Source organism: Streptomyces sp. NBC_01306 (genome assembly GCF_026340465.1).
In the GTDB taxonomy this organism is placed as follows: domain Bacteria; phylum Actinomycetota; class Actinomycetes; order Streptomycetales; family Streptomycetaceae; genus Streptomyces.
This window is the reverse complement of the sequence record NZ_JAPEPC010000001.1, coordinates 7,102,584-7,128,448: the sequence shown is the minus strand read 5'-3', so window position 1 is coordinate 7,128,448 and position 25,865 is coordinate 7,102,584. Positions and strand designations below refer to the sequence as shown.

22 protein-coding genes are annotated in these 25,865 nt (G+C 69.8%); 10 read left to right on the top strand and 12 right to left on the bottom strand.

The annotated features are described in order from the left end of the window. Nucleotides 1-137: 137 nt before the first annotated feature. A complete protein-coding gene (locus OG385_RS31615; RefSeq protein ID WP_266859970.1) occupies nucleotides 138-2,090 on the top strand; it encodes a glycoside hydrolase family 5 protein in 1,953 nt (650 codons plus the stop codon). 166 nt (nucleotides 2,091-2,256) lie between these two features. On the opposite strand, the gene OG385_RS31610 is transcribed toward OG385_RS31615, so the two are convergent. After that, on the bottom strand, nucleotides 2,257-2,916 hold the full coding sequence (locus tag OG385_RS31610) for a TetR/AcrR family transcriptional regulator (protein ID WP_266859968.1): 660 nt from the start codon (nucleotides 2,914-2,916) through the stop codon (nucleotides 2,257-2,259). A 106-nt stretch (nucleotides 2,917-3,022) separates the two neighbouring features. Here OG385_RS31610 and OG385_RS31605 point away from each other — a divergent pair, with 106 nt between their 5' ends. The 3 genes from OG385_RS31605 to OG385_RS31595 all read left to right on the top strand — a co-directional run bounded on the left by OG385_RS31605 (nucleotide 3,023) and on the right by OG385_RS31595 (nucleotide 5,621). After that, complete coding sequence (locus OG385_RS31605) at nucleotides 3,023-3,721, top strand: hypothetical protein (RefSeq protein WP_266859966.1); 699 nt, start codon at nucleotides 3,023-3,025, stop codon at nucleotides 3,719-3,721. Between the two features lie 491 nt (nucleotides 3,722-4,212). After that, nucleotides 4,213-4,770: an EF-hand domain-containing protein gene (locus OG385_RS31600; protein ID WP_266859964.1), complete on the top strand. Its 558-nt coding sequence runs from the start codon at nucleotides 4,213-4,215 to the stop codon at nucleotides 4,768-4,770. 140 nt (nucleotides 4,771-4,910) lie between these two features. Next, nucleotides 4,911-5,621: a TenA family transcriptional regulator gene (locus tag OG385_RS31595; protein WP_266859962.1), complete on the top strand. Its 711-nt coding sequence runs from the start codon at nucleotides 4,911-4,913 to the stop codon at nucleotides 5,619-5,621. Here OG385_RS31595 and OG385_RS31590 read toward each other — a convergent pair whose 3' ends face one another. Both OG385_RS31590 and OG385_RS31585 read right to left on the bottom strand, forming a co-directional pair. Next, the gene (locus OG385_RS31590; protein WP_266861332.1) at nucleotides 5,622-5,780 is read right to left on the bottom strand and encodes a hypothetical protein; all 159 of its coding nucleotides are present in this window, start codon (nucleotides 5,778-5,780) and stop codon (nucleotides 5,622-5,624) included. Between the two features lie 58 nt (nucleotides 5,781-5,838). After that, a complete protein-coding gene (locus OG385_RS31585; protein ID WP_266859960.1) occupies nucleotides 5,839-7,029 on the bottom strand; it encodes an acyl-CoA dehydrogenase family protein in 1,191 nt (396 codons plus the stop codon). A 222-nt stretch (nucleotides 7,030-7,251) separates the two neighbouring features. Between OG385_RS31585 and OG385_RS31580 the strand changes: the two genes are divergently transcribed. Next, the gene (locus OG385_RS31580; RefSeq protein ID WP_266859958.1) at nucleotides 7,252-8,085 is read left to right on the top strand and encodes an aldo/keto reductase; all 834 of its coding nucleotides are present in this window, start codon (nucleotides 7,252-7,254) and stop codon (nucleotides 8,083-8,085) included. A 93-nt stretch (nucleotides 8,086-8,178) separates the two neighbouring features. Here OG385_RS31580 and OG385_RS31575 read toward each other — a convergent pair whose 3' ends face one another. After that, on the bottom strand, nucleotides 8,179-9,240 hold the full coding sequence (locus OG385_RS31575) for a medium chain dehydrogenase/reductase family protein (RefSeq protein ID WP_266859956.1): 1,062 nt from the start codon (nucleotides 9,238-9,240) through the stop codon (nucleotides 8,179-8,181). Between the two features lie 123 nt (nucleotides 9,241-9,363). On the opposite strand from OG385_RS31575, the gene OG385_RS31570 reads away from it, so the two are divergent. Beyond that, nucleotides 9,364-9,996: a TetR/AcrR family transcriptional regulator gene (locus OG385_RS31570; RefSeq protein WP_266859955.1), complete on the top strand. Its 633-nt coding sequence runs from the start codon at nucleotides 9,364-9,366 to the stop codon at nucleotides 9,994-9,996. 42 nt (nucleotides 9,997-10,038) lie between these two features. Here OG385_RS31570 and OG385_RS31565 read toward each other — a convergent pair whose 3' ends face one another. Both OG385_RS31565 and OG385_RS31560 read right to left on the bottom strand, forming a co-directional pair. After that, a complete protein-coding gene (locus tag OG385_RS31565; protein WP_266859953.1) occupies nucleotides 10,039-12,090 on the bottom strand; it encodes a SpoIIE family protein phosphatase in 2,052 nt (683 codons plus the stop codon). Between the two features lie 137 nt (nucleotides 12,091-12,227). Then, nucleotides 12,228-12,734, bottom strand: a complete 507-nt coding sequence (locus tag OG385_RS31560; RefSeq protein ID WP_266859951.1) for a DinB family protein — start codon at nucleotides 12,732-12,734, stop codon at nucleotides 12,228-12,230. Between the two features lie 297 nt (nucleotides 12,735-13,031). Between OG385_RS31560 and OG385_RS31555 the strand changes: the two genes are divergently transcribed. Then, nucleotides 13,032-15,458 (top strand): GH92 family glycosyl hydrolase, encoded by a 2,427-nt coding sequence (locus tag OG385_RS31555; protein ID WP_266859950.1) that lies wholly within the window; start codon nucleotides 13,032-13,034, stop codon nucleotides 15,456-15,458. 84 nt (nucleotides 15,459-15,542) lie between these two features. Here OG385_RS31555 and OG385_RS31550 read toward each other — a convergent pair whose 3' ends face one another. The 3 genes from OG385_RS31550 to OG385_RS31540 form a co-directional block, all read right to left on the bottom strand. Continuing rightward, nucleotides 15,543-16,217 (bottom strand): DNA polymerase ligase N-terminal domain-containing protein, encoded by a 675-nt coding sequence (locus tag OG385_RS31550; protein ID WP_266861289.1) that lies wholly within the window; start codon nucleotides 16,215-16,217, stop codon nucleotides 15,543-15,545. A gap of 20 nt (nucleotides 16,218-16,237) precedes the next feature. Then, nucleotides 16,238-17,737 (bottom strand): MFS transporter, encoded by a 1,500-nt coding sequence (locus tag OG385_RS31545; RefSeq protein ID WP_266859948.1) that lies wholly within the window; start codon nucleotides 17,735-17,737, stop codon nucleotides 16,238-16,240. Nucleotides 17,738-17,964: 227 nt separating this feature from the next. Then, nucleotides 17,965-18,168, bottom strand: a complete 204-nt coding sequence (locus tag OG385_RS31540; protein ID WP_164262258.1) for a cold-shock protein — start codon at nucleotides 18,166-18,168, stop codon at nucleotides 17,965-17,967. Between the two features lie 566 nt (nucleotides 18,169-18,734). On the opposite strand from OG385_RS31540, the gene OG385_RS31535 reads away from it, so the two are divergent. Next, the gene (locus OG385_RS31535; RefSeq protein ID WP_266859945.1) at nucleotides 18,735-19,568 is read left to right on the top strand and encodes a PP2C family protein-serine/threonine phosphatase; all 834 of its coding nucleotides are present in this window, start codon (nucleotides 18,735-18,737) and stop codon (nucleotides 19,566-19,568) included. Between the two features lie 60 nt (nucleotides 19,569-19,628). Continuing rightward, nucleotides 19,629-20,621 (top strand): MASE1 domain-containing protein, encoded by a 993-nt coding sequence (locus tag OG385_RS31530; RefSeq protein WP_266859943.1) that lies wholly within the window; start codon nucleotides 19,629-19,631, stop codon nucleotides 20,619-20,621. Between the two features lie 57 nt (nucleotides 20,622-20,678). On the opposite strand, the gene OG385_RS31525 is transcribed toward OG385_RS31530, so the two are convergent. From OG385_RS31525 to OG385_RS31515, 3 genes are read right to left on the bottom strand one after another with little or no spacing between them, the layout of a single operon-like run. Beyond that, nucleotides 20,679-21,245 (bottom strand): cysteine hydrolase family protein, encoded by a 567-nt coding sequence (locus tag OG385_RS31525; protein ID WP_266859941.1) that lies wholly within the window; start codon nucleotides 21,243-21,245, stop codon nucleotides 20,679-20,681. After that, complete coding sequence (locus OG385_RS31520) at nucleotides 21,242-23,098, bottom strand: MFS transporter (RefSeq protein WP_266859939.1); 1,857 nt, start codon at nucleotides 23,096-23,098, stop codon at nucleotides 21,242-21,244. The genes OG385_RS31525 and OG385_RS31520 overlap by 4 nt, the downstream gene beginning before the upstream one ends. Further along, on the bottom strand, nucleotides 23,098-23,556 hold the full coding sequence (locus tag OG385_RS31515; protein ID WP_266859937.1) for a MarR family winged helix-turn-helix transcriptional regulator: 459 nt from the start codon (nucleotides 23,554-23,556) through the stop codon (nucleotides 23,098-23,100). The genes OG385_RS31520 and OG385_RS31515 overlap by 1 nt, the downstream gene beginning before the upstream one ends. Before the next feature lie 357 nt (nucleotides 23,557-23,913). On the opposite strand from OG385_RS31515, the gene OG385_RS31510 reads away from it, so the two are divergent. Continuing rightward, nucleotides 23,914-25,794, top strand: a complete 1,881-nt coding sequence (locus OG385_RS31510; protein WP_266859935.1) for a hypothetical protein — start codon at nucleotides 23,914-23,916, stop codon at nucleotides 25,792-25,794. Nucleotides 25,795-25,865 lie beyond the last annotated feature (71 nt).

Here is a 25,865-nt window from a genome sequence, read left to right as displayed (position 1 = left end):
GCCGCCGTCGTAGCCCTGCCGCTGACCGGCAGCCTCGCTGGGACAACCAGCCCGGCCGTCACCGTGGAGAACCCGTCCGGGCCGCACCACCTGGAGATCCACCCCCCACACCCACCTCGCCCCTGGAGGGGACAATCTTGAGATCCACTGGGCCGGCTCCCGCCGTCAGGAAGTTCTTCTCCCGAATCCTGCCTGCCACTGCAGCCGCGGTCACCCTCGTTCTCGCGGGAACCTCCGGTTCCGTCGCGGCGCCCCCCAGCGCCACCACCACTCCCCTGACCGGACCGCAGTTGGCAGCCTCCTGGACGGGGCCGCTGAGTACCCGCGGACGGTACATCGTCGATGCCAACGGCAACCGCTTCAAGCTGAAGTCCGGCAACTGGTCCGGTGCCCAGGGCACCTACGAGGGCAGCGGCGACGTCAACGACCCCGCGAACCACCAGGCGAACCAGATGTCGAACAACATCCCGTTGGGCCTGGACCGCGCGCCGCTGAAACAGATCACGGACGACTTCCACGAGCTCGGCCTGAACAGCATCCGGCTGCCGTTCGCCAACGCGATGATGCACGACTCCACGGTCGTACCGGACTCCGCGGTCGCGGCCAACCCGCAACTGAAGGGCAAGACCCCGCTGGAGGTGTACGACGCGGTGGTGGCGGCGCTGACCGCCGAGGGGTTCGCTGTCATCCTCAACAACCACACAACCACCTACCGTTTCTGCTGCGGCCTGGACGGCAACGAGCGCTGGAACAGCGGCCAGACCGCCCAGCAGTGGCAGGACGACTGGCTCTTCCTGGTGAACCGCTACAAGGCGAACAAGCGTGTCGTCGGCGCCGACCTGCGCAACGAGATCCGCCGCGACACCTGGGACAACCCCAACTGGGGCCAGGGCGACGATCACGACGCGTACGCGGCCTTCGAGCTGGCGGGCACCCGCATCCTGGGAGCCGACCCCGACATGCTGATCATCATGGAGGGCATCAACTGGCAGGGCATCCCGCTGAACGGGCTGAACTACGGCAGGCCGATGCTGACCCCGGTCCGCAACCTCTCCAACACCCTGATCTCCTCGGGGAAGCTGGTCTACGCCGCGCACTTCTACGGCTACACCGGGCCGAACTACACGGGTGCCGACAGCGGACCTGGGCATACCAACGACTGGCCGTACGAGGACTTCCCGCTCGACCAGCTGAAGCAACTGGTGCACGACGAAGCACTGTTCGTCACCCAGTCCGGCCAGCACTTCACTGCCCCCGTATGGATCAGCGAGTTCGGTGCGGCCGGCCGAGGGTCGGATGATGCCAAGGAGAAGACCTGGTTCGACAACTTCACCGACATCCTGGTCCAGAACGACACCGACTTCGCGATCTGGCCGATGGTCGGATGGACCGACGCCAACGGCACGCCGCAGGACAACTGGGCCCTGATCTCCTACGACGCCGCCGGCAAACGGCAGAGCCTCAGCGACCCCGGCGACTGGCGGTCCGCCGACTGGAACAAGCTGGTCAATGCCCGCGGCGTCTCAGGTCCGGTCGCACAAGTCGCCCACTGGAACATGCTCGACCTCGACTTCCGGGACCATAACGTCTCGTCCCACATGCTCGCCCAGGGCGACTGGAGCCCCGGCTACCGCAAGGGCGACTGTCCCGACAGTCAGCGCCTGACCGGCCTCGGCCGCAGCGACAAGCGCGGCCTGTGCACCGACGCGAACCAGCCCGCCAAGGGCACCGGTGACTGGGTGGCCGTCCATGACGACCGCTACGTCACCCACGGCGACTGGGCCTCGGGCTACAACAAACTCCAGTGCCCCGACAACACCTTCGCCGTCGGCTACAGCGTCAACGGCAACTCCATGGCCGGCCTGCTCTGCGCGCCGTCCGCCGCACCACTGCCACTGACCGGCCGCAATGTCTGGTTCGACCAGGGCGACAACCGCCCGGCCACGGGCGGCTCGGTCGAGAGCGACTGGGCTCCCGGCTACTACAAGGGCCAGTGCACCGACAAGGAGTACATCGCAGGCGTCGCCTTCACCTGGCAGCGGAACCACGGCGGGGTCCCCGACGTACTGCTCTGCCGTCCGCTGAGCTGACCCACCGGCATCAGTTCCCTCAGTTCCCTCAGCCCCGCCATCGAGGAGTTCCGGATCCATCCGAAACAGGAGCCGACCGGCTTCGCAAGGCGCGCCCGATGGGCTGAACACGATCGAGACCTCCCTCCCGTGGAATCTCCGCTCGCCCCGCCCGGGTGAGAGCTGCTCAGGCGGAGGCGGCGCGGCGGCGGTCGGGGGTCAGCAGGTACGCGAGTGCCATGTCGCTGAGTTCGTCCGCGTACCGGCGTAGCGCCGTCTCGCCGGTGGCGGGGTCGGGGCGTACGGAGTTGTGGAAGCAGGCGCCGAGGATGGCGCGGGCCGCGGTGTCCAGCGCCGCCTCCGGATGCGAGCGCCGGATCTGGCCTACGTAGGGGGCCGCGGCTTCGAGCAGGAGGCGGTGGATTTCGGTGATGGTGCGGGCGCCACGGTCCAGGGACTTGACCCCCCGCACCCGCAGCAGCTCGGGAAAGAGACTGTTGCTGTCGGCGAAGGACTCCAGCAGTGCGTGCGCGTAGGCGTCCATGACGCCGGAGAGCGAAGGCTCGGCCGCGTCCAGCCGCTCGGCCATGTACTGCTCACGGCGTTCCAGCATCCGCTCGGCCAGGGCGGTGATCAGCTGTTCCTTGTCCTCGAAGCGGCGGTAGATCGTGCCCACCGAGACCCCGGCGCGTTCCGCGACGCCGGTGATCGTCATCTCTTCCAGGCCGGCCGACGAGGCGATCTCCTCGGCCGCCCGCAGCACGCGCGCCAGCGTCGCGGCACTGCGCGCCTGCCGGGGCTCCCTGTAGGGCGCTGGGCGGCCCGGCTCATCAGTCACGTCCCTCATGGTATCGGCGGCAGTCTCGACAGGTGTCCTTGACAAGTGGGGCGTCCCTCTGAGTACTCTTCAAATGCGAACGTGAACTTACATTCGCATTCTATGAGAGGTGCACATGACTGACACCCAGACGTCCCCGCCTGTGACCGTGACGCTCAAGTCGGGGCCCACCGGAGCCGGGAGCATCGACGACTTCGAGCTGTTCTACGCCCGCCGTGCCCTGGACCGCTTCCGGACGCGGCTGGGACGCCAGGGCCTGCTCGACCTCCTGGCGGCGGACATCGAGGAAGGCAATGCCTTCCTGCGCGAGAGCGCCCGCGCATCGGACGGCAACTTCAAGGCAGGCACGACGGTGCTCGCCGCGCAGGGCCTCACCTCGGGCGAGTTCCTGGCCTGGATGGACGGGGCCTTCGCGGGCGACGACGAGCGCGTACTCCTCGCCGCGCACCCCGAGCACTACGCGATGGGCACCGATGCCATCGGGGCGCGCGTGGTGGAGAACATCGGCCCCCACGTCTGCTCCTTCTACATGGGCGGCTGGGGAACGGACGCGATGGCCTGGGCCGCGGACGCCGCCGAGCTCCTCCCGGAGTCCGAGTTCCCGCGCAAGATGTCCTCGAACCTCTTCCTGGAGGACGGCACCGTCGTCGGCCGGGCGCTGATCCAGTTCGGGGACACCCCCGACGGCTTCACGGCGAACCTGACGGTCTACTTCCCCGTCACCTGCCCGGACGAGGTCCTGGACCACCATCTCCGGCACTACGCCGTCGAGTTCAGGAACTGGATTATCGCCGCTGCGGCTGCCCAGGCCTGAGGAACTGCCGGTCTCGCTCACCGTCGGTTGAACTCTTCAGCCGGGCGCCGGGCCCTCGCGGCCTCGGCAGCGCCGTTCGGCCCGGCGTCCGACTGAACCGGCTGCTCGGCTGCTCGACTGCCCACCGCATGGGGGCAGTCCGCGTCACTGGCGTACGCCACCACCCGGCCGAGAAGGGCTCGCCCCTCCGCGCACAGCAGAAGACACAGAAACCACGAGACAGCGGGCCCACCGGACTGAAACCTTCCGCACAGCGATGCGGAATCTGCTTGAGGACATCCACCGCCGGATCGCGGTCGCGCCGGCGCCACGCCCTTGAACCGGGCTGAAACTGCCAGGTCGAATTACTCACTCGAATGAGTGGTGAAGCTTTGGTGCCGGCGCCCGGGAAGGGAAACGCTGCCACCCTGAGTTCACGAGTCATTGCTCGTGGACCGGGTCGCAGTGGGTACTCGATTCGCCCACCGCACAAGGAAATTAGAGGTCTTCGCATGGCGGAAGAATCCATTATCCACAGCAAGGCCCAGCACTACTACAACGTGTTCCATCACGAGCGCGACGGGTGGGTCGGCGAATCCGACGTGTACGCCTGGGTGGGCCGCACGACGCAGGAATTCAAACTCACGCCAGGAACCGCCCCCGCCAGCGCGCTGCAGAAATCCCTGCTGGAGTACTGGAAGAGACTGTTTGTCCCTATGGACACAGACGGGGACGGCGTCGTATCACGCGAAGAATTCCTGGCCGGATTTGTCAGCCTGGAGGACAGGCCGGATGATTACGCGCGGATTGTCACGCCGTCCGCCAAGGTCTTCGTGGCCACCGCCGACGTCGACGGAGACGGCGAACTCGACAAGTCCGAGTTCAAGCGCCTGTTTCAGTCCTCTTTCGCGCTGAGCGACGAAGACATCGACGTGTCGTTCGCCGACATCGACACCGACAGCTCCGGCTCCATCTCAACTGACGAGCTGAGAGCGGCCATTCGCGTGTTCCACAGCAGTACTGATCCGAACGACCGAGGCCACCGCCTCCTGGGGCCCCTGCGTTCCTGAGCCGGCAGAACTGGACAGGGTCCTCTCGTCCAGAGCCCCTCGCCGTCGGGTGCTGATTCCTCTCGGCACCGGCGATCAGAGGGGCTCCGCCGGTCCCGCATCGAGCCGCGCTCACGAACAACACGCCAGGAGAACCGACCGTGACCACCCATCCGCGGACAACCAAGGCCCCGCTGGTGACAGCGCACGCCAAGCGCATCGTGGCCGAGACCGGTGTCCTGAACAATGCGTACTTCCGAACGCTGGTAGACGGAAGCATGTCGTTGGAGAACTTCCGCGCAAGCCAGGAGCAACTAGGTTTCGCCGTCACCTACTTCGCCCGTCCGATGGCTGCGCTGGTGTCCCGGATCGAGCACCCCGCGGATCGCGTCGGCATCCTGGGCAATGTCGTGGAAGAACACGGCGGATTCCGCCCTCAGGAATTCCATCACGAGACCTTCCGCGGATTTCTGGCCAGCATCGGCAGCGACACCGTACGGCTGAACGGCCTGACGATGATGCCGGCCGTCCACGCGTACAACAGCGTTCTCAGTGCGGTGTGTACGTGGGAGGATCCGCAGGTAGGAATTGGCTGCATGGGCGCGATCGAGTACGCATTCGCCTCGGTATCGGCCATCACGGGCAACGCGGCTGTGAACCGGGGTTGGGTCGCTCAAGCCGACCTGATGCACTACGGCCTCCACTCCGAAATCGACGAACAACACGCAGAGGACTTCTTCCTGCTGCTGGAACCCCACTACCGGAACCCAGCCGCACGACGCCGAATCGACCAGGGCCTCGGCCTGGGCGCGTACGCGCTGAACCGCCTCTACACCGATCTGTCCGAACTGGGTCGTTCACAGCAAAACTGATCACGGCTGGGCGAGCAGGAAGGCTGCGAGCGCGGTGAATTCGTCAACGTCGGCGAGCAGCCGCCAGGCCGTCGGTGTCGAAGCGACGGGGGCGAACGCCTCTGCCTGGTCCCGCAGTACGGCCGGATCCGCGATGGCCTCGCCGCCATTGGCGAGCATCACCGCCACCTTCGCCCTTTCGCCCCACCAGCCGCCGTACCCAGGTGAAACGGCGGGGCTACCGCCGCACCCGCGGCATCCCCAGTCCGATCCAGGAGATGATCTCCCGCTGGATCTCGTTGTTGCCGCCGCCGAAGGTGAAGATGACGGCCGAGCGGTAGCCGCGCTCCAGTTCGCCGTGGAGCACCGCGCCGGCCGAGCCCTCCTTGAGGGGGCCCGCCGCGCCGATGACCTCCATCAGCCAGGCGTAGGCGTCCCTGCGGGCCTCCGACCCGTACACCTTGACCGCGGACGCGTCCTGCGGGGTGAGCGTGCCGTTCTGTACGGCGTTGACCATCTGCCAGTTCAGCAGCTTCATCGCGTCGAGCCGGGTGTGGGTGCGGGCCAGCCGGCCGCGCACCCAGCCGAGGTCGATGACCCGGCGCCCGCCGTCGATCTCCGTCTCCGCGGCCCACCGCTGGACGTTGTGCAGGGCCCGGATGGCCATGGTGCCGTGGGCTGCGAGGGTGACCCGCTCGTGGTTGAGCTGGTTGGTGATCAGCCGCCAGCCCTTGTTCTCCTCACCGACCCGGCGGGAGGCGGGGACCCTGACGTTCTCGTAGTAGCTGGCGGTGGTGTCGTGGGAGGCCAGGGTGTTGATGAGGGTGCAGGAGTAGCCGGGGTCGTCCGTCGGCACCAGCAGCATGGTGATGCCCTTGTGCGCGGGGGCCGCCGGATCGGTGCGGACGGCGAGCCACACCCAGTCGGCGGTGTCCCCGTTGGTCGTCCAGATCTTCTGGCCGTTCACCGTGTAATGGCCGGTGGTCTCGTCGCCCTCGCGCACGGCGCGGGTCTTCAGCGCGGCGAGGTCGGTGCCGGCGTCGGGCTCGCTGTAGCCGATCGCGAAGTCGATCTCGCCCTTGAGGATCTTCGGCAGGAAGTACGACTTCTGCTCATCGGTGCCGAACTGCATGATCGTCGGGCCGACCGTGTTGAGCGCCATCAGCGGCAGCGGCACACCGGCCTGCGCCGCCTCGTCGAAGAAGATGAACTGCTCCATCGGGGAGAGCCCGCGTCCGCCGTACTCCTTCGGCCAGCCGACACCCAGCCAGCCGTCACCGCCCAGACGGCGGACGGTCTCCCGGTAGAAGCGCTTCTGCGCCGCCGGGTCCGCGTACCGCGCGTAGGCGTTGTCGGGTACCAGGTCGGCGAAGTACGCGCGCAGCTCGGTACGCAACTGCTGTTGTTCGGGGGTGTATTCGAGGTGCACGGCCCCTCCTCGGTGCGGCGTCGGATCGAGGGGCACAGTAGAACGTGTTCCATTCTTTTGGAATGGCGATGACCGTCCTGTCTTCGCCGCCGCCCCCGCATGGGGGCGGCTGTGCCGGGCAGCCGATGCGACAGGGGGCCCGCACCGTTGCACCCTGGTTCCAGGGTGCGGCGCGGGCCGCCCCCTGACCGAGGCATCATCCGGACGAGGCAAGGAATGATTGTGAACGCGGTTCCCACCATCAGCCTGAACAACGGCGTCCAGATCCCCCAGCTGGGCTTCGGTGTGTTCCAGATCGAGCCGGCCGACACCGTCGCGGCGACGCTGGCCGCTCTGGAGACCGGTTACCGGCACATCGACACCGCCGAGATGTACGGCAACGAGAAGGAGGTCGGGCAGGCGGTACGCGACTCCGGTCTGGCCCGCGAGGACGTCTTCGTCACCAGCAAGCTGAACAACGGCTTCCACGCCCACGACGACGCGCTCAAGGCCTTCGACCGGACACTCAGCGAGCTGCGTTTCGACTATCTGGACCTGTTCCTGATCCACTGGCCGCTGCCCGGCGTCGGCGATTTCGTCGAGACGTGGACGGCCATGGAGGAGATCTACCGCTCGGGCCGCGCGAAGGCGATCGGGGTCTCCAACTTCCAGCCGCACCATCTGCGGCGACTCCTCCAGGAGACCGAGATCGTGCCGGCCGTGAACCAGATCGAGGTCCACCCCTATCTGGCGCAGGACGAGGTGCGCGCGTTCGGCGCCGGGCACCGGATCGCCACCGAGGCGTGGTCGCCGATCGCCCAGGGCAAGGTCCTGGACGACCCGACGATCACCGGGATCGCCCGCCGGCTCGGCCGCACCCCGGCCCAGGTCACGCTGCGCTGGCACATTCAGCGGAACGACATCGTGTTCCCGAAGTCCGTCACGCGCTCGCGCGTCGAGGAGAACTTCGCACTCTTCGACTTCGAGCTCACCGAGGCCGACATGGCCGCCATCACCGGCCTGGATCGCGGTGAGCGCACCGGCCCAGACCCGGACACCTTCAACTACGTCCCGTAGCACGGTGGAGCCGCGAGGGTTCGGGGGCCGCCGGATATCCGCGGCCCCGGACCATCGCGGGCGTACCGCTCCCGCGGCCCCCGGGCCCATCGGCTACGGAACCGGGGTCAGGACGACCTTTCCCGTGACCGTTCCCGACTCGGCCAGCCGCAGGGCTTCGGCCGCGCGGTCCAGCGGGATGCGGGCTGCGACCGGGGCGGTGAGCGAGCCGTCGGCGAGCAGATCCAGTACCTGGATCAGATCGGACCGGGTGCGCGCCCGGAACTCCGCGGCGCGCCGCTTCCCCGCCCAGATGTTGTAGAAGGTGGCACGGCGGCGGTTGGGCAGCAGATTCCAGAGGGCCAGCCGCCCGATCAGCTGGAGCACCGGCAGCCTGGAGGATCCCGGCGTGTCCCGGGTGGCCGCGGTGCCGTACGACACGAGGGTGCCGCCCGGCGCCAGCAGCCGGAACGAGTCGACGACGCCGTCACCGCCGACATGGTCGAAGACGGCGTCCACGCCGTGCGGGGCGGCGGCCCGCAGCCGGTCCGCCAGACCGGGCGCCCGGTAGTCGACGGGGACGACACCCCGGGCGCGCAGGGCCTCATGGTGGCGGGGCGAAGCCGTACCGATGACCTGCGCCCCGGCGAGCAGGGCCAGCTGTACGAGCGTGGAGCCCACCCCGCCGTTCGCACCGTGCACCAGGACGGTCTGCCCGGCGCGGACCCGGGCGGCGCGGTGCAGCATCTGCCAGGCGGTGATCCCGTTGACGACGAGGGTCTCGGCCTCGGCCGGATCGACACCGGCGGGCACCGGGACCAGATCAGCGGCGCGGACCAGCAGACGGTCCGCCCAGCCCCCGGTCTTGAGCAGCGCGGCGAACCGGTTGCCCACCAGACCGGAGTCCACGCCCGGCCCCGCCTCCACGACGGTGCCCACCACGTCGTAGCCCGGCACGAAGGGGTACGCCGGCTGGTCGTAGTACTTGCCGCGGCGCATCTGCTGCTCGGCGAACGAGACGCCGGTGGCCTCCATCTCCAGCAGCACCTCACCGGGCCCGGGGGCGGGCGCCGGCCGGGTCCGCACCTCCAGACCCTCCGGCTCGACGGCACCCGGCAGGACGACCTCGGTGACCGTGGCGTTCCTGAGGAAGCTGGGGTTCTCGGCGTTCGTCATCACTCCACTGCCTTTCGTTATCACTTCACTTGTTAGTTATAACCTCTAACTGAAGAGTGAAGCTGTTACGATTGATTGTCAAGCGCGGTTCACTGCCACAGGCGCGGCACGAAAGGACTCCGTATGAGCGAAGAGACCACGCCCTCCACGCCGCCCGACCGGCGCGCACGTCTGCGGGAGCAGACCAGGCGGGAGGCCAAGGACATCGCCCTGGAGCAGCTGGCCAGGACAGGGCCGGCCGGCATCTCGGTGAACGCGATCGCCAAGGCGATGGGCATGACGGGCCCCGCGCTCTACCGCTACTTCGCCAGCCGCGACGAACTCCTGACCGCGCTGATCGCCGACGCGTACACCGGCCTCGCCGCCGCACTGACCCGGGCCGCCGGGGGCGCTAGCGGTGGGGCCACTCCGGGAGAGGGCGCGCAGAGCGTGCGGGGAGCGCGGCTGCGCGGGCTGGCACATGCCTGGCGCGGCTGGGCGAAGGAGCATCCGGAGCGCTATCTGCTGATCTACGGGACCCCGGTCCCCGGATACAGCGCGCCCGAGGAGACCAGGACCATCGCGGCCGGAATGATGCGGACCACGGTGTCCGCCTGCGAGGGTCTGGACCCGGCGGAAACGGCGGAGCACCGGGCGCTGCGGGCCTGGACCCGGCTGCACGGGCTGGTCGGCCTGGAGGTCGCGGGCCACTTCGACGGCATGGACTTCGACGTGGACCAGCTCTTCTCCGATGAGGTCGAAAGCCTCATCCGGTAATCCGCGCCCTCAACACCCCCGACGAGTACGGAAGTTACTTACTCAGGTGCCGTTGCCGGACGGCTCGAACTCGCACCAGACGGCCTTGCCGTCCCCGCGCGGTTCGACACCCCAGCGGGCCGACACCGCGTCGATCATCATCAGGCCGCGCCCCGAGGTCGCCGCTTCCCCCGGGGTGCGGCGGCGCGGCCAGGCGCTGGACCGGTCCTTGACCCAGAGCCGGATCCGCCGCACCGGCTCGGGCAGCACTTCGAGGGTCAGGACGGCGCCGCCCTCCGTGTGCAGCAGCACGTTCACCAGGAGTTCCCCCGCGGCGAGCTCCACGTCGTCGACGAGCTCTTCGAGCCCCCAGGCCTCCAGCGCGCCGCGCAGGACGGCGCGGGCCTCGGCGAGCCCTTCCGGGTCGGCCTGGTGGATGTACTGGTGGATACGGGGTGCCTGCGGGGTCCCCGGGTCGGGCGCCCTGCGCAGTACCAGCAGGGCGACGTCGTCACTGGTGCCCCAGCGCTCCCAGAGCCGGGTGGCCACGTCGTCGGCGAGCGCCTCCGCCCCCTCGGGACCCTGACGCACCGCGTCGGCGAGCGCGTCCATCCCGACACCGATGTCGGTACCCGGCTCCTCGACCAGGCCGTCGGTGCAGAGCAGGAGGGTCTCACCGGGCACCAGGTCGAGCCGGGTCTCGGGGTACTCCTCCTGCCCGAACTCCGTGCCCAGGCCGAGCGGGAGGCCGCCGCGTACGTTCGGCCAGCCGACCCGCCCGTCGGTGTGGCGGATCAGTGGTCCGAGATGCCCCGCGCGGACCGCCCTGATCGCACCCGACGCCAGATCGACCTGGGCGTAGGTGCAGGTGGCGAAGCGGTCGGTGTCCAACTCGGCGAGGAAGCGGGAGGCGCGCGCCAGCACGGTGCCCGGGGCGTGCCCCTCCCCCGCGTACGCGCGCAGTGCGATACGGAGCTGGCCCATGATGGCCGACGCGTGTGTGTCGTGGCCCTGGACGTCACCGACCACGATGCCCACCCTGCCGCGCGGCAGGGCGACGACGTCGTACCAGTCGCCGCCGACCTCCCGGCCGCTCCACGCCGAGTGGTAGCGCACGGCGATCTCGGCGGACGGGAACTCGGGGATGCGCCGGGGCAGCATGGCGGACTGGAGCCCGGTGGCGAACTCCCTTTCCTGGTCGAAGAGAACGGCGCGCTGCAGGGACTGGGCGACGATGCCCGCAAGGCCCAGGCAGAGGTTGCGGTCCTCCGACGAGAAGCGGCTGCGCCCCCGGTAGAAGAGCGCCAGACAGCCGATGGAGCGTGCCTGCGCGATCAGCGGCAGGAAGGCCGCCGCGTCGAGCCCCATCCCCTCGGTGTACGGACGCAGCCGGGGGTACTCCTCCGAAAGATCGGCCAGCGAGGTGACGAACCGCGGCTGCTGGGACAGGATCGCGTCGGCCAGCGGCAGCGAGTCGTCGAGCCGGTGGCGCCTCAGGTCGTCCAGGACGTGCATCGTGTCCCCGGAGATCGCGACGAGTTCCAGTGCCCCGCCCGCGACCAGGCCGAGGACGAGCCCGTCGGCTCCGAAGCGTTCTAGCCCGTTGTCGCCGGTCAGGACTGCCGTCACATCGTCGACGGTGACCGCCCGGGAGAGCGCGTCGGTGGTGCCCTGGACCATGGCGGTCACCCGTCGGCGGCCCGCTTCGACGGGGCTGACGGTGACGAATTCGGTCAGTTCGGTCGTCGCGTTGCGCACGATCCCGATGACGCGGTACGGGGTTTCCTGTTCGTCCCGCAGGATCCGGCCGCGGGTGTGGGTCCACTGCCGGACCCCGTTGCGGCGCCGCAGCTGGAAGTACACCCCGTACGAGGAACGGCCGGTCCGGATGGCCTGCGTCAGCGCCGCGTCGAGCCTGTTGCCCTCCTCGGGCGGGATGCGGATGCCCAGGGACTCGGGGCGGCCGTCGAACTCGCCGGGGCGCAGATCGAACACCGCGAGACCGGGCCCGTCGAACTCCAGCGTCCCGCTGCGCAGGTCCCAGTCGAAACTGCCCATGCGGTTGAGGGCCAGCCGCTCGCCCGGCCCGATCAGGGGAAGATCTCGTCCTGCCATACGGTCGCTCCGGAGGAGGGCTGAGGTGCCCAAAGCTTAACTTTTCGCGGTGGGCCCCGCATCAGGGCTGCTGTCCGGGCCGTGCGTCCGGGCTCCCGGAGCGGGACGGCCCGGACGCACGGGGCTGCCGGGGCGCGTTACCGGCGTTCCAGGACTCCCCTGACGAAGGCGGCCTGGCCCACGTGCTGCAGGTCGTCGCCGATGACGCTGATGAGCCGGACCCCGAGCGTGACCGGCGGCGACCACGCCTCGTCCACCACCCGGTCGAGTGCGGCGTCGTCGAGTCCCCTGACGAAGCCCACGGTCTGCTCGTGGACCGCGTCGTAGTACCCGGTCAGCAGGGCGGCGTCAGCCCGCACCTGGGCGACCTGCCCGGCGCTCTGGCCGTATCCGGTCTCGGTGTCGGCGAAGGGCAGCCCGAAGCGGGCGGCCCAGTCCTGCGCCAGCCACACCTGCTCAAGACCGGCCGCGTCGGCCACATGGTCGTCCTGCACCCGGGCCAGATGCCAGACCAGCCAGGCGATCGAGTTCGCCCCGCTGTCCAGCTGCACGCCGAGATCCTCGGCCGGGAGGCCGTCGACGGCCTCGTGCACGGACTCCTGGATACGGTCGAACGCGTCTGCCAGCACCTCTGCGGTCTTCATCCGCTGCTCCTCGGCCGTACGAGTGGGACCGCGCCGGCCGGCCGTGCCGGAACGGTCTTGCCTGTCTGCCTGCCTGCCCTCCACCTTCGCGGGTCTCCGGTCCCGGCAGAGTGTTCGACACGCACCGCGGCGCACAACCCGTCCGGGCCCCTTCACCCGCCGTTCACCGAACGGGCCGTCCGTGTCATGTCCCGTACCGCTCGGGCGACTTATGATCGCGACGCCCCCGCGTGGCGGCAGGAGGACCGGCCGGCGCACGGGCACCGTCCACCCACCCGCCGAAGGAAGGCCCGTTCGATGCTTTTCAGACCGCCCCCCTCCCGCCGGACCCGCGCGTCGGCCGCAGCCGTGGGAGTCGCAACCGCCCTGGCAGCGGCCCTGCTCGCGCCGCCGGCCGGGGCCGCGCCGATGGTGCAGCGGCCGACCGCCTACGTCGACCCGCTGATCGGCTCGGCCAACGGCGGCAACACCTATCCCGGAGCCACCGCCCCGTACGGAATGATCGGCTGGTCCCCGACCAGCACCAAGGGCGACCAGACCGACACCGCGGCCGCCAACGGCTACGACTACAACACGACGCGGATGCGGGGGCTGAGCCTCACCCATGTCAACGGCGCCGGCTGCGCTCCGGGCGCCGCGGGCGACGTACCGATCATGCCGTTCGTCGGTGACGTCACGTCCTCCCCCTCGGCCGACACGAAGGACGCGGTCTACGCCTCCGGCTTCAAGCACGAGAACGAGAGCGCCACTCCCGGCCGCTACCGGGTGGGGCTCGACTCCGGCGCGTCGGCGGACCTCGCCGTCAGCCCGCGGGCCGGCGTGGCCGACTTCGCCTTCCCGGCAGGGAAACCCGCCAGTCTGCTCTTCCGCGTCTCCAACTCGCTCAACGGCAGCGAGGACGCCCACGTCGACATCGACACCGCCCACCGCAAGGTGACCGGCTGGGTGCTCACCGGCGCCTTCTGCGGCCGCCGCGCCAACGGCGGCACCAACAACCGCAAGAGCTATTACAAGCTGTACTTCAGCGCCTCCTTCGACCGGGCCTTCTCCACGCACGGGACCTGGCGGGACGGGACGCTCTCGCCGGGGTCCGTCTCCGGTTCGGGCGGCGAGGGCTACGCGACGGGAGCGGACCGCGCGGGCCGCGGTTCGGGCGGCTGGGTCGGCTTCGACACCTCGTCCGACAACGATGTCAGGATGCGTCTCGGGATCTCGTACGTCAGCCTCGGGGGCGCCGAGACCAACCTGCGTGAGGAGATCGCGCCCCGTGCGAGCGTCGCGGACGTGGCGCGGAGCACCAGCCGCGCCTGGGACCGCGAGCTGCGTGCGGTACGGACCGGCGGCGGCAGCACCGCGCAGCGCACCACGTTCTACACGGCGCTCTACCACTCGCTGATGCAGCCGAACCTGATCAGCGACACCGACGGCCGCTACCCCGGCATGGACGGCGCCCCGCACCGGATCGAACGGGGCCAGCGGGCGCAGTACAGCAACTTCTCCGGCTGGGACCAGTACCGCGCGCAGATACAGTTGCTCGCCGTCCTCAAACCCGAGGTGGCCGGTGACTTCGCGCAGTCGCTGTACAACTTCTCCCGGCAGAACGACGGTGTGTGGGACCGCTGGGTGCACATCAGCGGGGCCACCCATGTGATGACCGGCGACCCGACCGCGGCGACCCTGGCGACCTTCTACCCCATGGGCGTACGGAACTTCGACTACCGGGGCGCCTTCGACTCCCTGGTGCGCCAGGCCACCGTTCCCCGGCCGGACGACCTGTCGGACGCCGGGTGCCCCGGACAGTGCACGGGCCAGCGCCCCAACCTCGCCCAGTATCTGGTCTCGCACTATGCGCCCCAGGACGTCTGCCACTGCTGGGGCGGCGCCGCCGAGACGCTGGAGGACGCGGTCGCGGACTCGGCACTGGCGAAGTGGGCGAAGCTGCTCGGCCGGACGGACGAGGCCGCCCGGTTCACCGCACGCGGTGCGTGGTGGCGCAACGTCTTCAACCCGCAGGCCACCGCGGACGCCGGCTACATCCAGGCACGCAACGCGGACGGTTCATGGGTGACGCCGTTCAGCGCGGGCAGCGACCTCGGGTTCGCCCAGGGCACCAGTGCGACCTACAGCTGGATGGTGCCGCAGGACGTCCAGGGACTGGCCGCCGCGATGGGCGGCCGGCCGGCCGCGGCCGAGCGGCTCGACGGCTTCTTCCACACGGCGGACGGCGCATGGTCGGTCAAGGGCGGCGACGCGCTGCGCTACGACCCGACCAACGAGCCCGGCATCCACGCCCCGTGGCTCTACAACGCGCTCGGACAGCCCTGGAAGACGCAGGCCACCGTCCGGCAGATCCTCGACACCGTGTACGGCACGGGTCCGGCCGGACTTCCGGGCAACGACGACCTGGGCACCATGTCCGCCTGGTACGTGTTCTCCGCGCTGGGTCTGTATCCGCAGACGCCGGGCAGCGCCGTGATGCTGGTGGGCGCACCGCTGTTCCCGAAGGCGGTCGTCAGCCGTGCGGGCCGGGGCGACATCACCCTCGACGCGCCGGCGGCGGACGCGTCTCATCCGTATGTCAGCGGGCTCTCGGTCAACGGCCGTGGCAGTGACCGTTCCTGGACGGACGCGCATCTCGTCACCTCGGGCGGGAGCCTGGCCTACCGGCTGTCGGACCGCCCCGACACCACCTGGGCCACTGCTCCCGGCAGCCTTCCGCACTGACCGCGCGGTACGCCGACGACGGCAGCGGGCCCGTGGCCCCGGCCTGGTCCAAGGCCTTCAGCGCACCCCGTACGGGGCTTGCGCTCAGGACTTCCCGCTGTCGTCGTCCTCCGCGCTCTCGGCGACCTGCTGGAGCGTTCTTCCGGTACGGACCGAGCGCGCCCGGCGGGGATCCGTCGGGCCGTGGCTCTCCGGGGCCGCCGTCCGGGGCCGCCCGCCGGTCCTGTCCCGCGCCGTGCCGGTCTTCTCCCTCGCCTTGATGAGCAGCCAGGCCTCGGGGTCGGTGCTGTCACCGCCTCCGTGGAAACGCGTCAGCGCGTACTCGCCGTGCAGCTTGGTCCCGTCCAGCCAGAAGGTCGCGTGCCCGCGCTCGATGGACTCCGCGAACGGAACGGTGTGGCCCCGGCGGTCGTGGCTGAGCGGCCGGTAGGTGCCCTCGTCCCAGACGATGACGGTGCCGCCGCCGTACTCGCCCTTCGGGATGACCCCCTCGAACTCCCGGTACTCCAGCGGGTGGTCCTCGGTGGGTACGGCGAGCCGCTTGTCCTTCGGCTCGGCGGACGGCCCCTTCGGCACGGCCCAGGACTTGAGTACGCCGTCCACTTCGAGCCTGAAGTCGAAGTGCATCCGGCGCGCGTCGTGGATCTGCACCACGAAGCAGGGTGCGTCACCCTGCCCCGGCGTCCCGCCGCGAGGCTCCGACGTCGTCCCGAAGTCCCGCTTGCCGCGGTACCTTTCCAGAGGTTCGTCGCCGCTCATGTCCGGTGCCTTCCTCGCGTTCATACGGCGGGGGTGCCCGACGGCGCGGCCGGTCCGCTTGTGGCCGGGCCCCGTTGGGAGAGCGGGCGCGCGATGTCCTCCAGTGACCTGCCCTCCGCGTCCACCGCGAAGAACAGGGCCACCACCCCGGCGGCGACCATCAGCGCGGCACCGATACAGAACGCGATGACGGCGTCCGAGACCACACCGCTCGATGTGAGACCGGAGAAGACGAGCGGCCCGGAAATACCGCCTGCCGCCGTGCCGAGCGCGTAGAACAGGGCGATCGCCAGAGCCCGGGTCTCCATCGGGAAGATCTCGCTCACTGTCAGGTAGGCCGAACTGGCCCCGGCCGACGCGAAGAACAGCACCACGCACCAGCACACCGTCATCGTCGCCGCGTTGAGCCACCCCTGGTCGAAGAGCCAGGCGGTCACGAACAGCAGCAGCCCCGAGAGGATGTACGTACCCGAGATCATCTTCTTGCGCCCGACGGTGTCGAAGAGCCTGCCGAGCAGCAGCGGGCCGAGGAAGTTCCCGAACGCGATGACCGCGAAGAAGTACCCCGTCGTACCGCTGGAGACGCCGAAGAACTTCACCAGGATGGAGCTGAACCCGAAGGTGATGGCGTTGTACAGGAACGCCTGGCCGATGAAGAGCGAGAAACCGAGCGTCGCGCGCTTGGGGTAGGCGCGGAAGAGCGTCCGGCCGATCTCGACGAAACTGATGCTTCTGCGCTGCTCGATGGTGATGGCCCGGCCCGCTTCCGGCAGTGGCGCGCCCGTCTCCTTCTCGATCTCCTTCTCGACGCCGTCGACGATCGCGTTCGCGCCGTCGGACTGTCCGTGGATGAACATCCAGCGCGGACTCTCCGGTACGTGCCTGCGCACCAGGAGGATCACCAGACCGAGTACGACGCCGAGCGCGAACGTGAGGCGCCAGCCGATGTTCTCGGGGAAGATGCCGGTGTCGAGGGCCAGCACCGAGAGCAGGGCGCCGGCCATCGCGCCGAGCCAGTAGCTGCCGTTGATGATCAGGTCGACCCGGCCGCGGTACTTGCTGGGAATCAGTTCGTCGATGGCCGAGTTGATGGCGGCGTACTCGCCGCCGATGCCGAAGCCGGTGAGGAACCGGAAGAGGAAGAACCACCAGGCCGAGAAGGAGAGCGCGGTCATCGCGGTCGCCGCCAGATAGACGGCGAGGGTGATGAGGAAGAGCTTCTTGCGGCCGAAGCGGTCGGTGAGCCAGCCGAAGACCAGCGCACCCGAGCAGGCACCCGCCACATAGAGTGCGGCTCCGAGCCCGGTGACCTGGGAGTCGCTGATGGACAGTCCGCTGCCGCTCTCCGAGAGCCGGCTGGCGATGTTGCCCACGACGGTGACTTCGAGACCGTCGAGGATCCAGACCGTTCCGAGCCCGATCACGATCATCCAGTGCCAGCGGGACCAGGGCAGCCGGTCGAGCCGCGCGGGCACCTCGGTGGTGATGGTGCCGATGGCGGGGCCTCCGGCGCTGCTCATCAGATTCCTCCTGCGTGCGGCGGCTCCGGGACAGCCGGGGTTCATTCGCTGCCCAGGAGATCATCCACACAAACAGGGGAGCACGCCTTCGGAACACGCCCGTACGGCCCAGTGCGCACCGGCGCACGCCCCGGTGTGACGGCCCCGTCAGGGGCGAACACACCGTGAAGATCCGGAAACGACAGTGCCCGCCTCCGGCACAGGCCGGAGGCGGGCACACCGCCGGATCAGGCGGGGACGATGTTCTCCGCCTGCGGGCCCTTCTGGCCCTGCGTGATGTCGAAGTTCACCTTCTGGCCCTCCTGCAGCTCGCGGAAGCCCTGAGCGTTGATGTTGGAGTAGTGGGCGAAGACGTCCGGGCCCCCACCATCCTGCTCAATGAAGCCGAAACCCTTTTCCGCGTTGAACCACTTAACGGTGCCACTGGCCATGATTGCCCTCCAAGGGGACTCGAAGTCGGCTCCCGCACTTCGCGGGAGCCGTGAGGTGATCGCCCTGGTCCTCGGAGACGCCGAACAGCAGACCCGCCCGTGCATGTACGCACGGGCGAGAGGTACTTCGGAACCACGACAGCTGGGTGAGACGCTACACGGCCGAACGCGCGGTGACCCCGTCGGCTCATCCGTTGAGCCCCTCCTGGCACACATCCGGCCGTTTCATTGCGTTCGATATGACGATCAATGTCCCACTCGCCCCCGCCTCCGGGCACTCGAAAGTGCGAATGAAGATCAGTACAGAAGAAATTCACGCACCGTCGCGTCGCGCTCCACGACGTGCCCGGGTAAGCCCTCATCATTGGCATGGACCTGATCGGCAGCTACGCTCCGCCGCCGGAGGCTGCGGGATCCCGGCTTCGGAAATAAAATGCAGATAACGGTCTCCGGACCCACGAACCGTGACCGTCGGAGAGGAGAGGCCCGACGGGCCGGTACACGGCCTGATCCGCGACCACGGGCCCCGGTCGCGGTCCGGGAACAAACGCACCGCGGAGCCGCTCATGAACCGGCGTCGTCCTCCTCGTTCCGCAAGCGCCGACGAGCTCCTCACCACGCTCCACCAGCTCACTGCCCGGGCCCGGCGGGAAGTGGAGCTCCATCAGGCGCGCGTCGAACTGGCCGAGGCACTGCAGCGCGAGATGCTCCCGGCCAGCCTCCCCGGCCTGCCCGGCCTCCGTACCACGGCCCGCTACACCCCTGCCCGCAGCGGGCTGGACATCGGGGGCGACTGGTACGACGGGTTTCCGCTCCCGGACGGTTCGCTCGGGTTCGCCATCGGCGACGTACAGGGACACGACGTCGAGGCAGCCGCCTTCATGGGCCAGATCCGGATCGGAATGCGGGCCATCGCCAGGACCGCGGCAGACCCCGGCGAGATCATCGGCCGGACCAACGACCTGCTGCTCTCGGTGAACTCCACGCTCTTCGCGACCTGCACCTTCCTGCGCTTCGACCCCGTCACCTGGGAGATCGACAGTGCCCGCGCCGGACATGTCCCGGCGGTCTGGGCCTCGGCGGACGGGCGCACGGGCATCATCGATGACGAAGGGGGCCTGCCGCTGGGCGTCCAGGAGAAGGAGCACTATCCGGTCACCCGGCGGCGGCTGACCGAGGTGGGTGCGTTCGTACTGATCACCGACGGGGTGATCGAGGGACCGTCCTTCCCTATCGAGAAGGGCCTTGAGGCCGTCATGCACCGGGCGGGCGCCCATGCGGGTGCCGACGCCGACGTACTGGCTGACGAGATCATCAAGGCCGCCGCGCTCACGGGACACCAGGACGACGCCGCCGTGCTCGTGCTGTGCCACGACAGCGGACCCGGCAGGACCGCGTGACAGCCGGGCCAGGCGTGTCTTGCCCGGCCGGGGCTCGGGACACGGTGTCTGATAGGCGCCGTGATCCGCAGTGAGACAGCCAGAGGCGCGACGGTAACCGCCCTGCGGATTCTCGGTGTCGCCATCGCGTACTACGTGTCCGGCCGGATCGGACTGCTGCGGCAGGTGACCGTCCACGGCGCGGTGGTCACACCGCTGTGGCCACCGACGGGCGTCGCGCTGGGCTGCCTGCTCTACTGGGGCCTGCGGGTCTGGCCCGGCATCGCGGTCGGTGCCCTGCTCGCCGTCGCGTCCACCGGCCCCTCGATCGACCTCGCCGACATCGGCATCATCGCGGGCAACACGCTCGCCCCCGTGTGCGCCCTGCTGATGCTCCGCCGGGCGGACTTCCGGATGGACCTGTCCCGGCTGCGGGACGGCATCGCCCTGATCTTCCTCGGGGCGCTCGGCTCCATGCTCATCAGCGCGACCATGGGCAGCACCATGCTGCTCCTTGACGACAAACTCCCCAAGAGCGGTTTCTGGCCGGTCTGGTTCGCGTGGTGGGCCGGGGACGCGATGGGTGTGCTGATGGTGACCCCGATGCTGCTGCTCCTGCGGCGGGCCCGGATGCCCCGGCGTACGGACCGATGGGTGGAGGGCGGTGCGCTGGTGGTGACCGCCGCCGTGGTGGTCCCGGTGGCGACCGGGAGCCACTACGCCCTGCTCTTCCTGGTCTTCCCGCTGCTGATCTGGGCGGCACTCCGTTTCGAGCTGGCGGGCAGCGCGCCCTGTGCGCTCCTGGTGGCCGTGCTGGCGGTCGTCGCGGCCACCGGGCGCGCGGGGTCCTTCACCGGCCTCACGCTGTTCGAAGCGATGATCGACCTCACCGCGCTCAACGGGTCAGTGGCGCTGACCGGCCTGCTGCTCGCCGCGATCGTCACCGAGCACAACAACGTCCGCCGCCGGATCGAGCGGGCCTGCGAGGAACTGGCCGACGTGGTCGACCAGCTCGCGCCCGCGGAGCAGCGGCGCGGATGGCCGTCGTCGGACACCCGGCGCGACAGCGGCTGAGGAGGCGCGATCCGGCCGCCGAACCACCTCTTCAGCCGCTGTCGCGCCGGGGGCGGCTCACTGACCGAGGTCCGCGACCCACTTGTCCGTGCCGACCACGTCCGCCTGACGGGGGAACACCTTTTCGGTCAGTACCCGGTGCACCTCCGGATCTCCGTCGAGGCAGCAGTCCTCCAGCACGGTCAGACCGAAGTCCAGGTCCGCGGCCTGCCTCAGGGTCGAGAGCACGACGCCGCTGGTGGCGATCCCGGTGAGGACGAGGTTGTCCGTCCCGCGGGCCCTGAGCACCATGTCGAGGTCGCTCCCGGCGAAAGCGCTGACCCGCTTCTTGGTGACCACGACGTCGCCGTCCCGGGGCGCCGCACCGGGGTGGATCCGGGCGGCGGGATCACCCTCGGCGAAGGCGGGACCGCCCGCGCCCGCGAGCGCGCTGAACGTCTTGTTGCGCGGGCTGATTTCGGGATGTCCGGTACGGAATCCGATGACCACGTAGATCACCGGCATGTCTGCCGCACGCGCGGCATCGATCGCCCGGCCCAGCCGTGGCAGATACCCGGGGTCCTGGCCGAGCCGCTCGACGATGCCCTGCTGGACATCCATCACCAGGAGTGCGCTGTTCGTCATGTCTCTTTACCTTTCGCGGTGTTGCCGGGTTCCGGGGACCCGGGGGATTCATGCTTCGGGGCGTCAGGGGCTCCGCCGGAGGTGCGCACGGTGTGGTCGGCCGCGCCGGAGCCGGCCGGGCTCCCGGCGCCTGCGGGCCGGCCACCCGGTCCGGCCTTGTAGTGACGGCCGCGCAGCAGCGAGGCGAGCGCGGCCACCAGCGCCATCACGGTGGCGACGCCGAAGACGGTGACGAGCCCGTGGTGGAACGGGCCGGAGACGAGTTCGGGGAAGAACTCCTTGCCGGTCAGCGTCATGACGTTGTGCGTGGGCAGCTTGTCCAGCACCCCGCTGGGTTCAAGGAGGTGGCTGATCGGGTTCTTGCCGAGGAAGGTGGCGAACAGCGTGCTCACCGGTGGCAGTCCGGCCACCTGCTGTGCCGTCCCCGCGGGGACGCCCTGCCCCTGCAGACCGCTGCTCAGCGCGTGCGGCAGTGTCCCCGCGAGGCCGGAGATCATCAGGGAGAACGAGAGGCCGATCGACAGGGCGGTGCCCGAGTTCTGGAACGTGGAGCGCATCCCCGACGCGACTCCGCGCTGCTCCGGCGGCACACTGCCCATGATCGCCGAGGTGTTCGGGGCGGAGAACATCCCCTGGCCGAGGCCGCTGAGCAGCAGCAGAGCGGCGAATCCGGGGTACGAGAAGTTCACCGGCAGGAACAGCAGGCCGACGAATCCGCCGGCCACGAGAAGGAGTCCGGTGGTCGAGAACAGCCGGGCGCCGTAGCGGTCGGAGAGGAAGCCGGAGAGCGGCCCCGCGATGAGGAATCCGACGGTCAGCGGCAGCATGAAGATGCCTGCCCAGAGCGGGGTGCTTTCGAATTCGTATCCGTGCAGCGGAAGCCAGATGCCCTGCAGCCAGATGATCAGCATGAACTGGAGCCCGCCACGGGCGATGGCGGTGAGCAGGGCGGCGAGGTTCCCGGCGGCGAAGGCACGCACCCGGAACAGGCCGAGCCGGAACATCGGTTCGGCGACCCGGGTCTCGATGAGGCAGAAGGCCACGAGCAGCAGCACTCCGGCGCCGAGCCCGCCCAGCACCATGGGGTTGGTCCAGCCGGTCGGATGGCCGCCGTAGGGCTGGATTCCGTAGGTGATGGCGGCGAGCAGCAGGCCGGCGCCGCCCGTGAAGGTGAGGTTGCCCGCCCAGTCGATGCGGCCCGCCGTGCGGGCCCCGGTCTCACGCAGGCTGCGGTACGACCAGATCGTGCCGAACACCCCGATGGGCACACTGACCCAGAACACCGCGCGCCAGTCGATGGTGGCCAGCAGGCCGCCCGCCAGCAGGCCGAGGAACTGCCCGGCCAGGGCGGTGATCTGGTTGACACCCAGGGCCATGCCGCGCTGCCGGGCGGGGAACGCGTCGGTGAGGATGGCTGCCGAGTTCGCGGTCAGCATCGAGCCGCCGACCGCCTGCACGACACGGAATCCGATCAGCCACAGGGCGCCCGGCCCGCCCTTCAGCGGATCGAGCGAGAGGGCGAGCGAGGCGCACGCGAAGATCGCGAAGCCCATGTTGTACATCCGGACCCGGCCGAACATGTCGCCGAGCCTGCCGAGCGCGACCACCAGCACCGCGGAGACCAGCAGATAGCCGAGGATCATCCAGAGCAGATAGCCGATGTTCCCCGGGGCGAGCGGGTCGAGCCCGATACCCCGGAAGATGGCGGGCAGCGAGATGATCACGATCGAGGCGTCCATGGTCGCGATCAGTACGCCGAGCGTGGTGTTGGAGAGCGCGATCCATTTGTAGCGCTCCCCTGCCGCCTCGGCGCTCCGGCTGCGGCTCGGGCTGCCGCTCCGGCTCGCGGGCATTACAGCCGCTCCGCGAGCCGGTCGAGCAGCGGCACGACCGCGAGCAGCCGCTGCCGCTCGGCGGGCGTGAACTCCCCGTCGAGGACATCGGTGAGCCGCTGGACGGACTCCGACCTGCGATCGATCAGCACCTTGCGGCCGGCGTCGGTCACCGCTATCACCGCGCGCCGTCCGTCACGGCTGTCCGGCTCGCGGCTCACCAGTCCGCGCTCCTCCAGTGCCCCCAGCGTCGATGCCATCGCCTGTGGGCGCACCCGCTCCAGCTCGGCGAGCGATCCGGGGGAATCCGCGCCGTCCCGGCTCAGCCGGGAGAGCACGGACGCCTCGGAGAGTGTCACGTCGCCGACCCGGTGGGCCTGCCGGAGCCGGCGGGCGATCCGGGCCACCGCCAGCCGTATGGACGCCGCCGCCGCGGCGGCGTCCGCCGGTTCCGCGCTGTCACCCATGGTCCCGGTCACGCCATCACCCCCGTTGTCGTTCCGGCTCCTGCCGGTCCACGTCATGCCGGCCCACGTCATGCCGGCCGAAGTAATAACAATAGGCTTATCAAGCAGTCATAACAACTGGGCAGTTCGGGTCCTGGCACCCGAGGACAGCCGTTCGGCGCAATGCGGTGCTGGACGGCTTTCCCCCCCTCCCACCTGGACTTTGCGCCCCGGAATCAGTGCCGGCCACCAGACGTCACAGCTCGTGGCGCCGGCTCCCGTTCTAGCCTTCGAACGACAAGGCCACACGGCGGACGCCGACGAGGTACCCACGTCCGCGCGACAACTGCCGCTGCTTTCCGGTCCGGGTTCACCATGAAGGAAACTGCCATGGACGACGGCCTGCCCACCCCCGGCCCGGCCACCGGAACGCGCCGGCCGGTGGGCCGTCCTGTCCGGGTGCCGCGGGCGCAACGGCTGCCGGACGCGGCGCCCCCGCAGTGGCACCGCGGGCTGACCGTCGTCGCGATCACCAGCCTGTTCATCGGCACCCGCACCCTCTGGACCCAGGCCACCACCTCACACCCCGTCGTCGCGGCGATCGTGACGGTCTGTTACGCGGGGATCCTGACGTGCGGCGTCCTCGCCCTCGCCGTACGCGGGCGCCGTGCCCTGGCGAAGGTGGACCTGGCGGTACTGGGTCTGGCGATCGCCCTGGTGCTCTGCCACTACTGGCTGAATCACGCCGGTTCGGACGAGGGTGTGCTGACCGCTCAGGCCGCGAACGCGATCCTGCACGGCCGGCCGGTCTACGGCCAGCCATGGCCGTGGCTCTTCGGCACGCCGAAGGTCGGGGTCACCAAAACCATGTCGGGCGGCGCCGACTACACCTACGCCTATCCGCCGCTGACCGCGCTGATCGCCGCTCCCGTCCACTCCGTGGTGCACTCCACGGCCGCGGCGACCCTGGTGACCACGGCGGCGCTGCTCGTCGGCACAGTCACCCTCTGGGCCCTGCTCCCCGCGCCGTGGCGTCCGGCGGTCACCGCTGTCTGCCTGGGCTTCGGCCTGCTGCCCGGCTATGCGAGCTCGGGCTATCCGGCCGTCGTGGCGCTGGCCTTCCTCGTCCCGGTCGTCGTCCGCTGGCCCGACACCGGCGCGGGCGGACACCTGGGACGGTACGGAGTGTTCCGGGCGATCTGCCTCGGTGCGGCCTGCGCCGGACAGCAACTGGCGTGGTTCATCCTGCCGTTCCTGCTGATCGGCATCCACGCCGTGCGCCGCGGCGAACTGGGCGGGCGGGCCGCACTCCGTGTGGTCGCCCGTTACGCCGGTACGGCCGTCCTCACCTGGGCCGTGCTGAACGCCTACTTCGCCGTTGACAACTTCCACGGCTGGCTGGAGGGATCGCTGCTGCCCATCACGCAGGGCGCGATCCTGCACGGCCAGGGCGCCATGGGCATCTCCTACTACTTCACCAACGGCAGCAGCCGCCTGGACTTCTACTCCTACGCGAGTCTGCTGCTGCTCCTGGGGCTGCTCGGCGCCACCCTGCTCTTCGTACGGCGGCTGGGTCCCGCCCTCACCGTGCTGCCCTGGCTGTCCTTCTACCTCGCCACGCGTTCCCAGGACGGCTACTTCCTGCTGATGACCCCGCTGTGGCTGGCGGCCGCCGCCACCGTCCCGGCCTCCGCGCTCGCGACCGCCTGGCAGCCGCGAATCCCACGCGTGTGCTCGCTCCGGGCCAAGGCCGTGGTGGTCACCGTGCTGGTCGTACCGTCCATGCTCTGCCTGACGGTGGCAGCGGCGAGCTCTCCGCCGCTGCGTATGAGCGTGACACCACGGCTCACCGACCGGCCGCACCGGGGCATCACATCGGTGCTCGTGCACGCGGTGAACACGACGGGGCGAGCGATCTCGCCGCACTTCGCCAGCCGTACCGGTCAGGGGGCGTCCGGCTGGTGGACCATCCGCTCGGGCCCGGCCACCATCGCCCCGCACGCCTCCGCCTCGTATGTCGTCAGCCCGCCGGGCGGTTTCCGCAGGCTGCCCCGCAACGGCGCCCGGTTCTATCTGATCGCGGTGAGCGACAAACCGATGACCATCACCACCGCCGCGCTGCCCTCGGCCCCCTCCGCCGCAGCCCCGCAGCCGGTCCGCTCCCCCGGGCCGCCCGCGTACGCCGCCCCCGGGCGCATCGGCGGGTGCGGCACGGACCGGGCTGGGCGGATGCGTTCCTGCCCGGCGGGCGGTGGGGGCGGGCCACTGTGAGCGGAGCGCGGCGCCGGGAGCCCCGGCCGGACCACCAGGAGCAGGACAGCCCGTCGAGTTCGCCGGTGTCC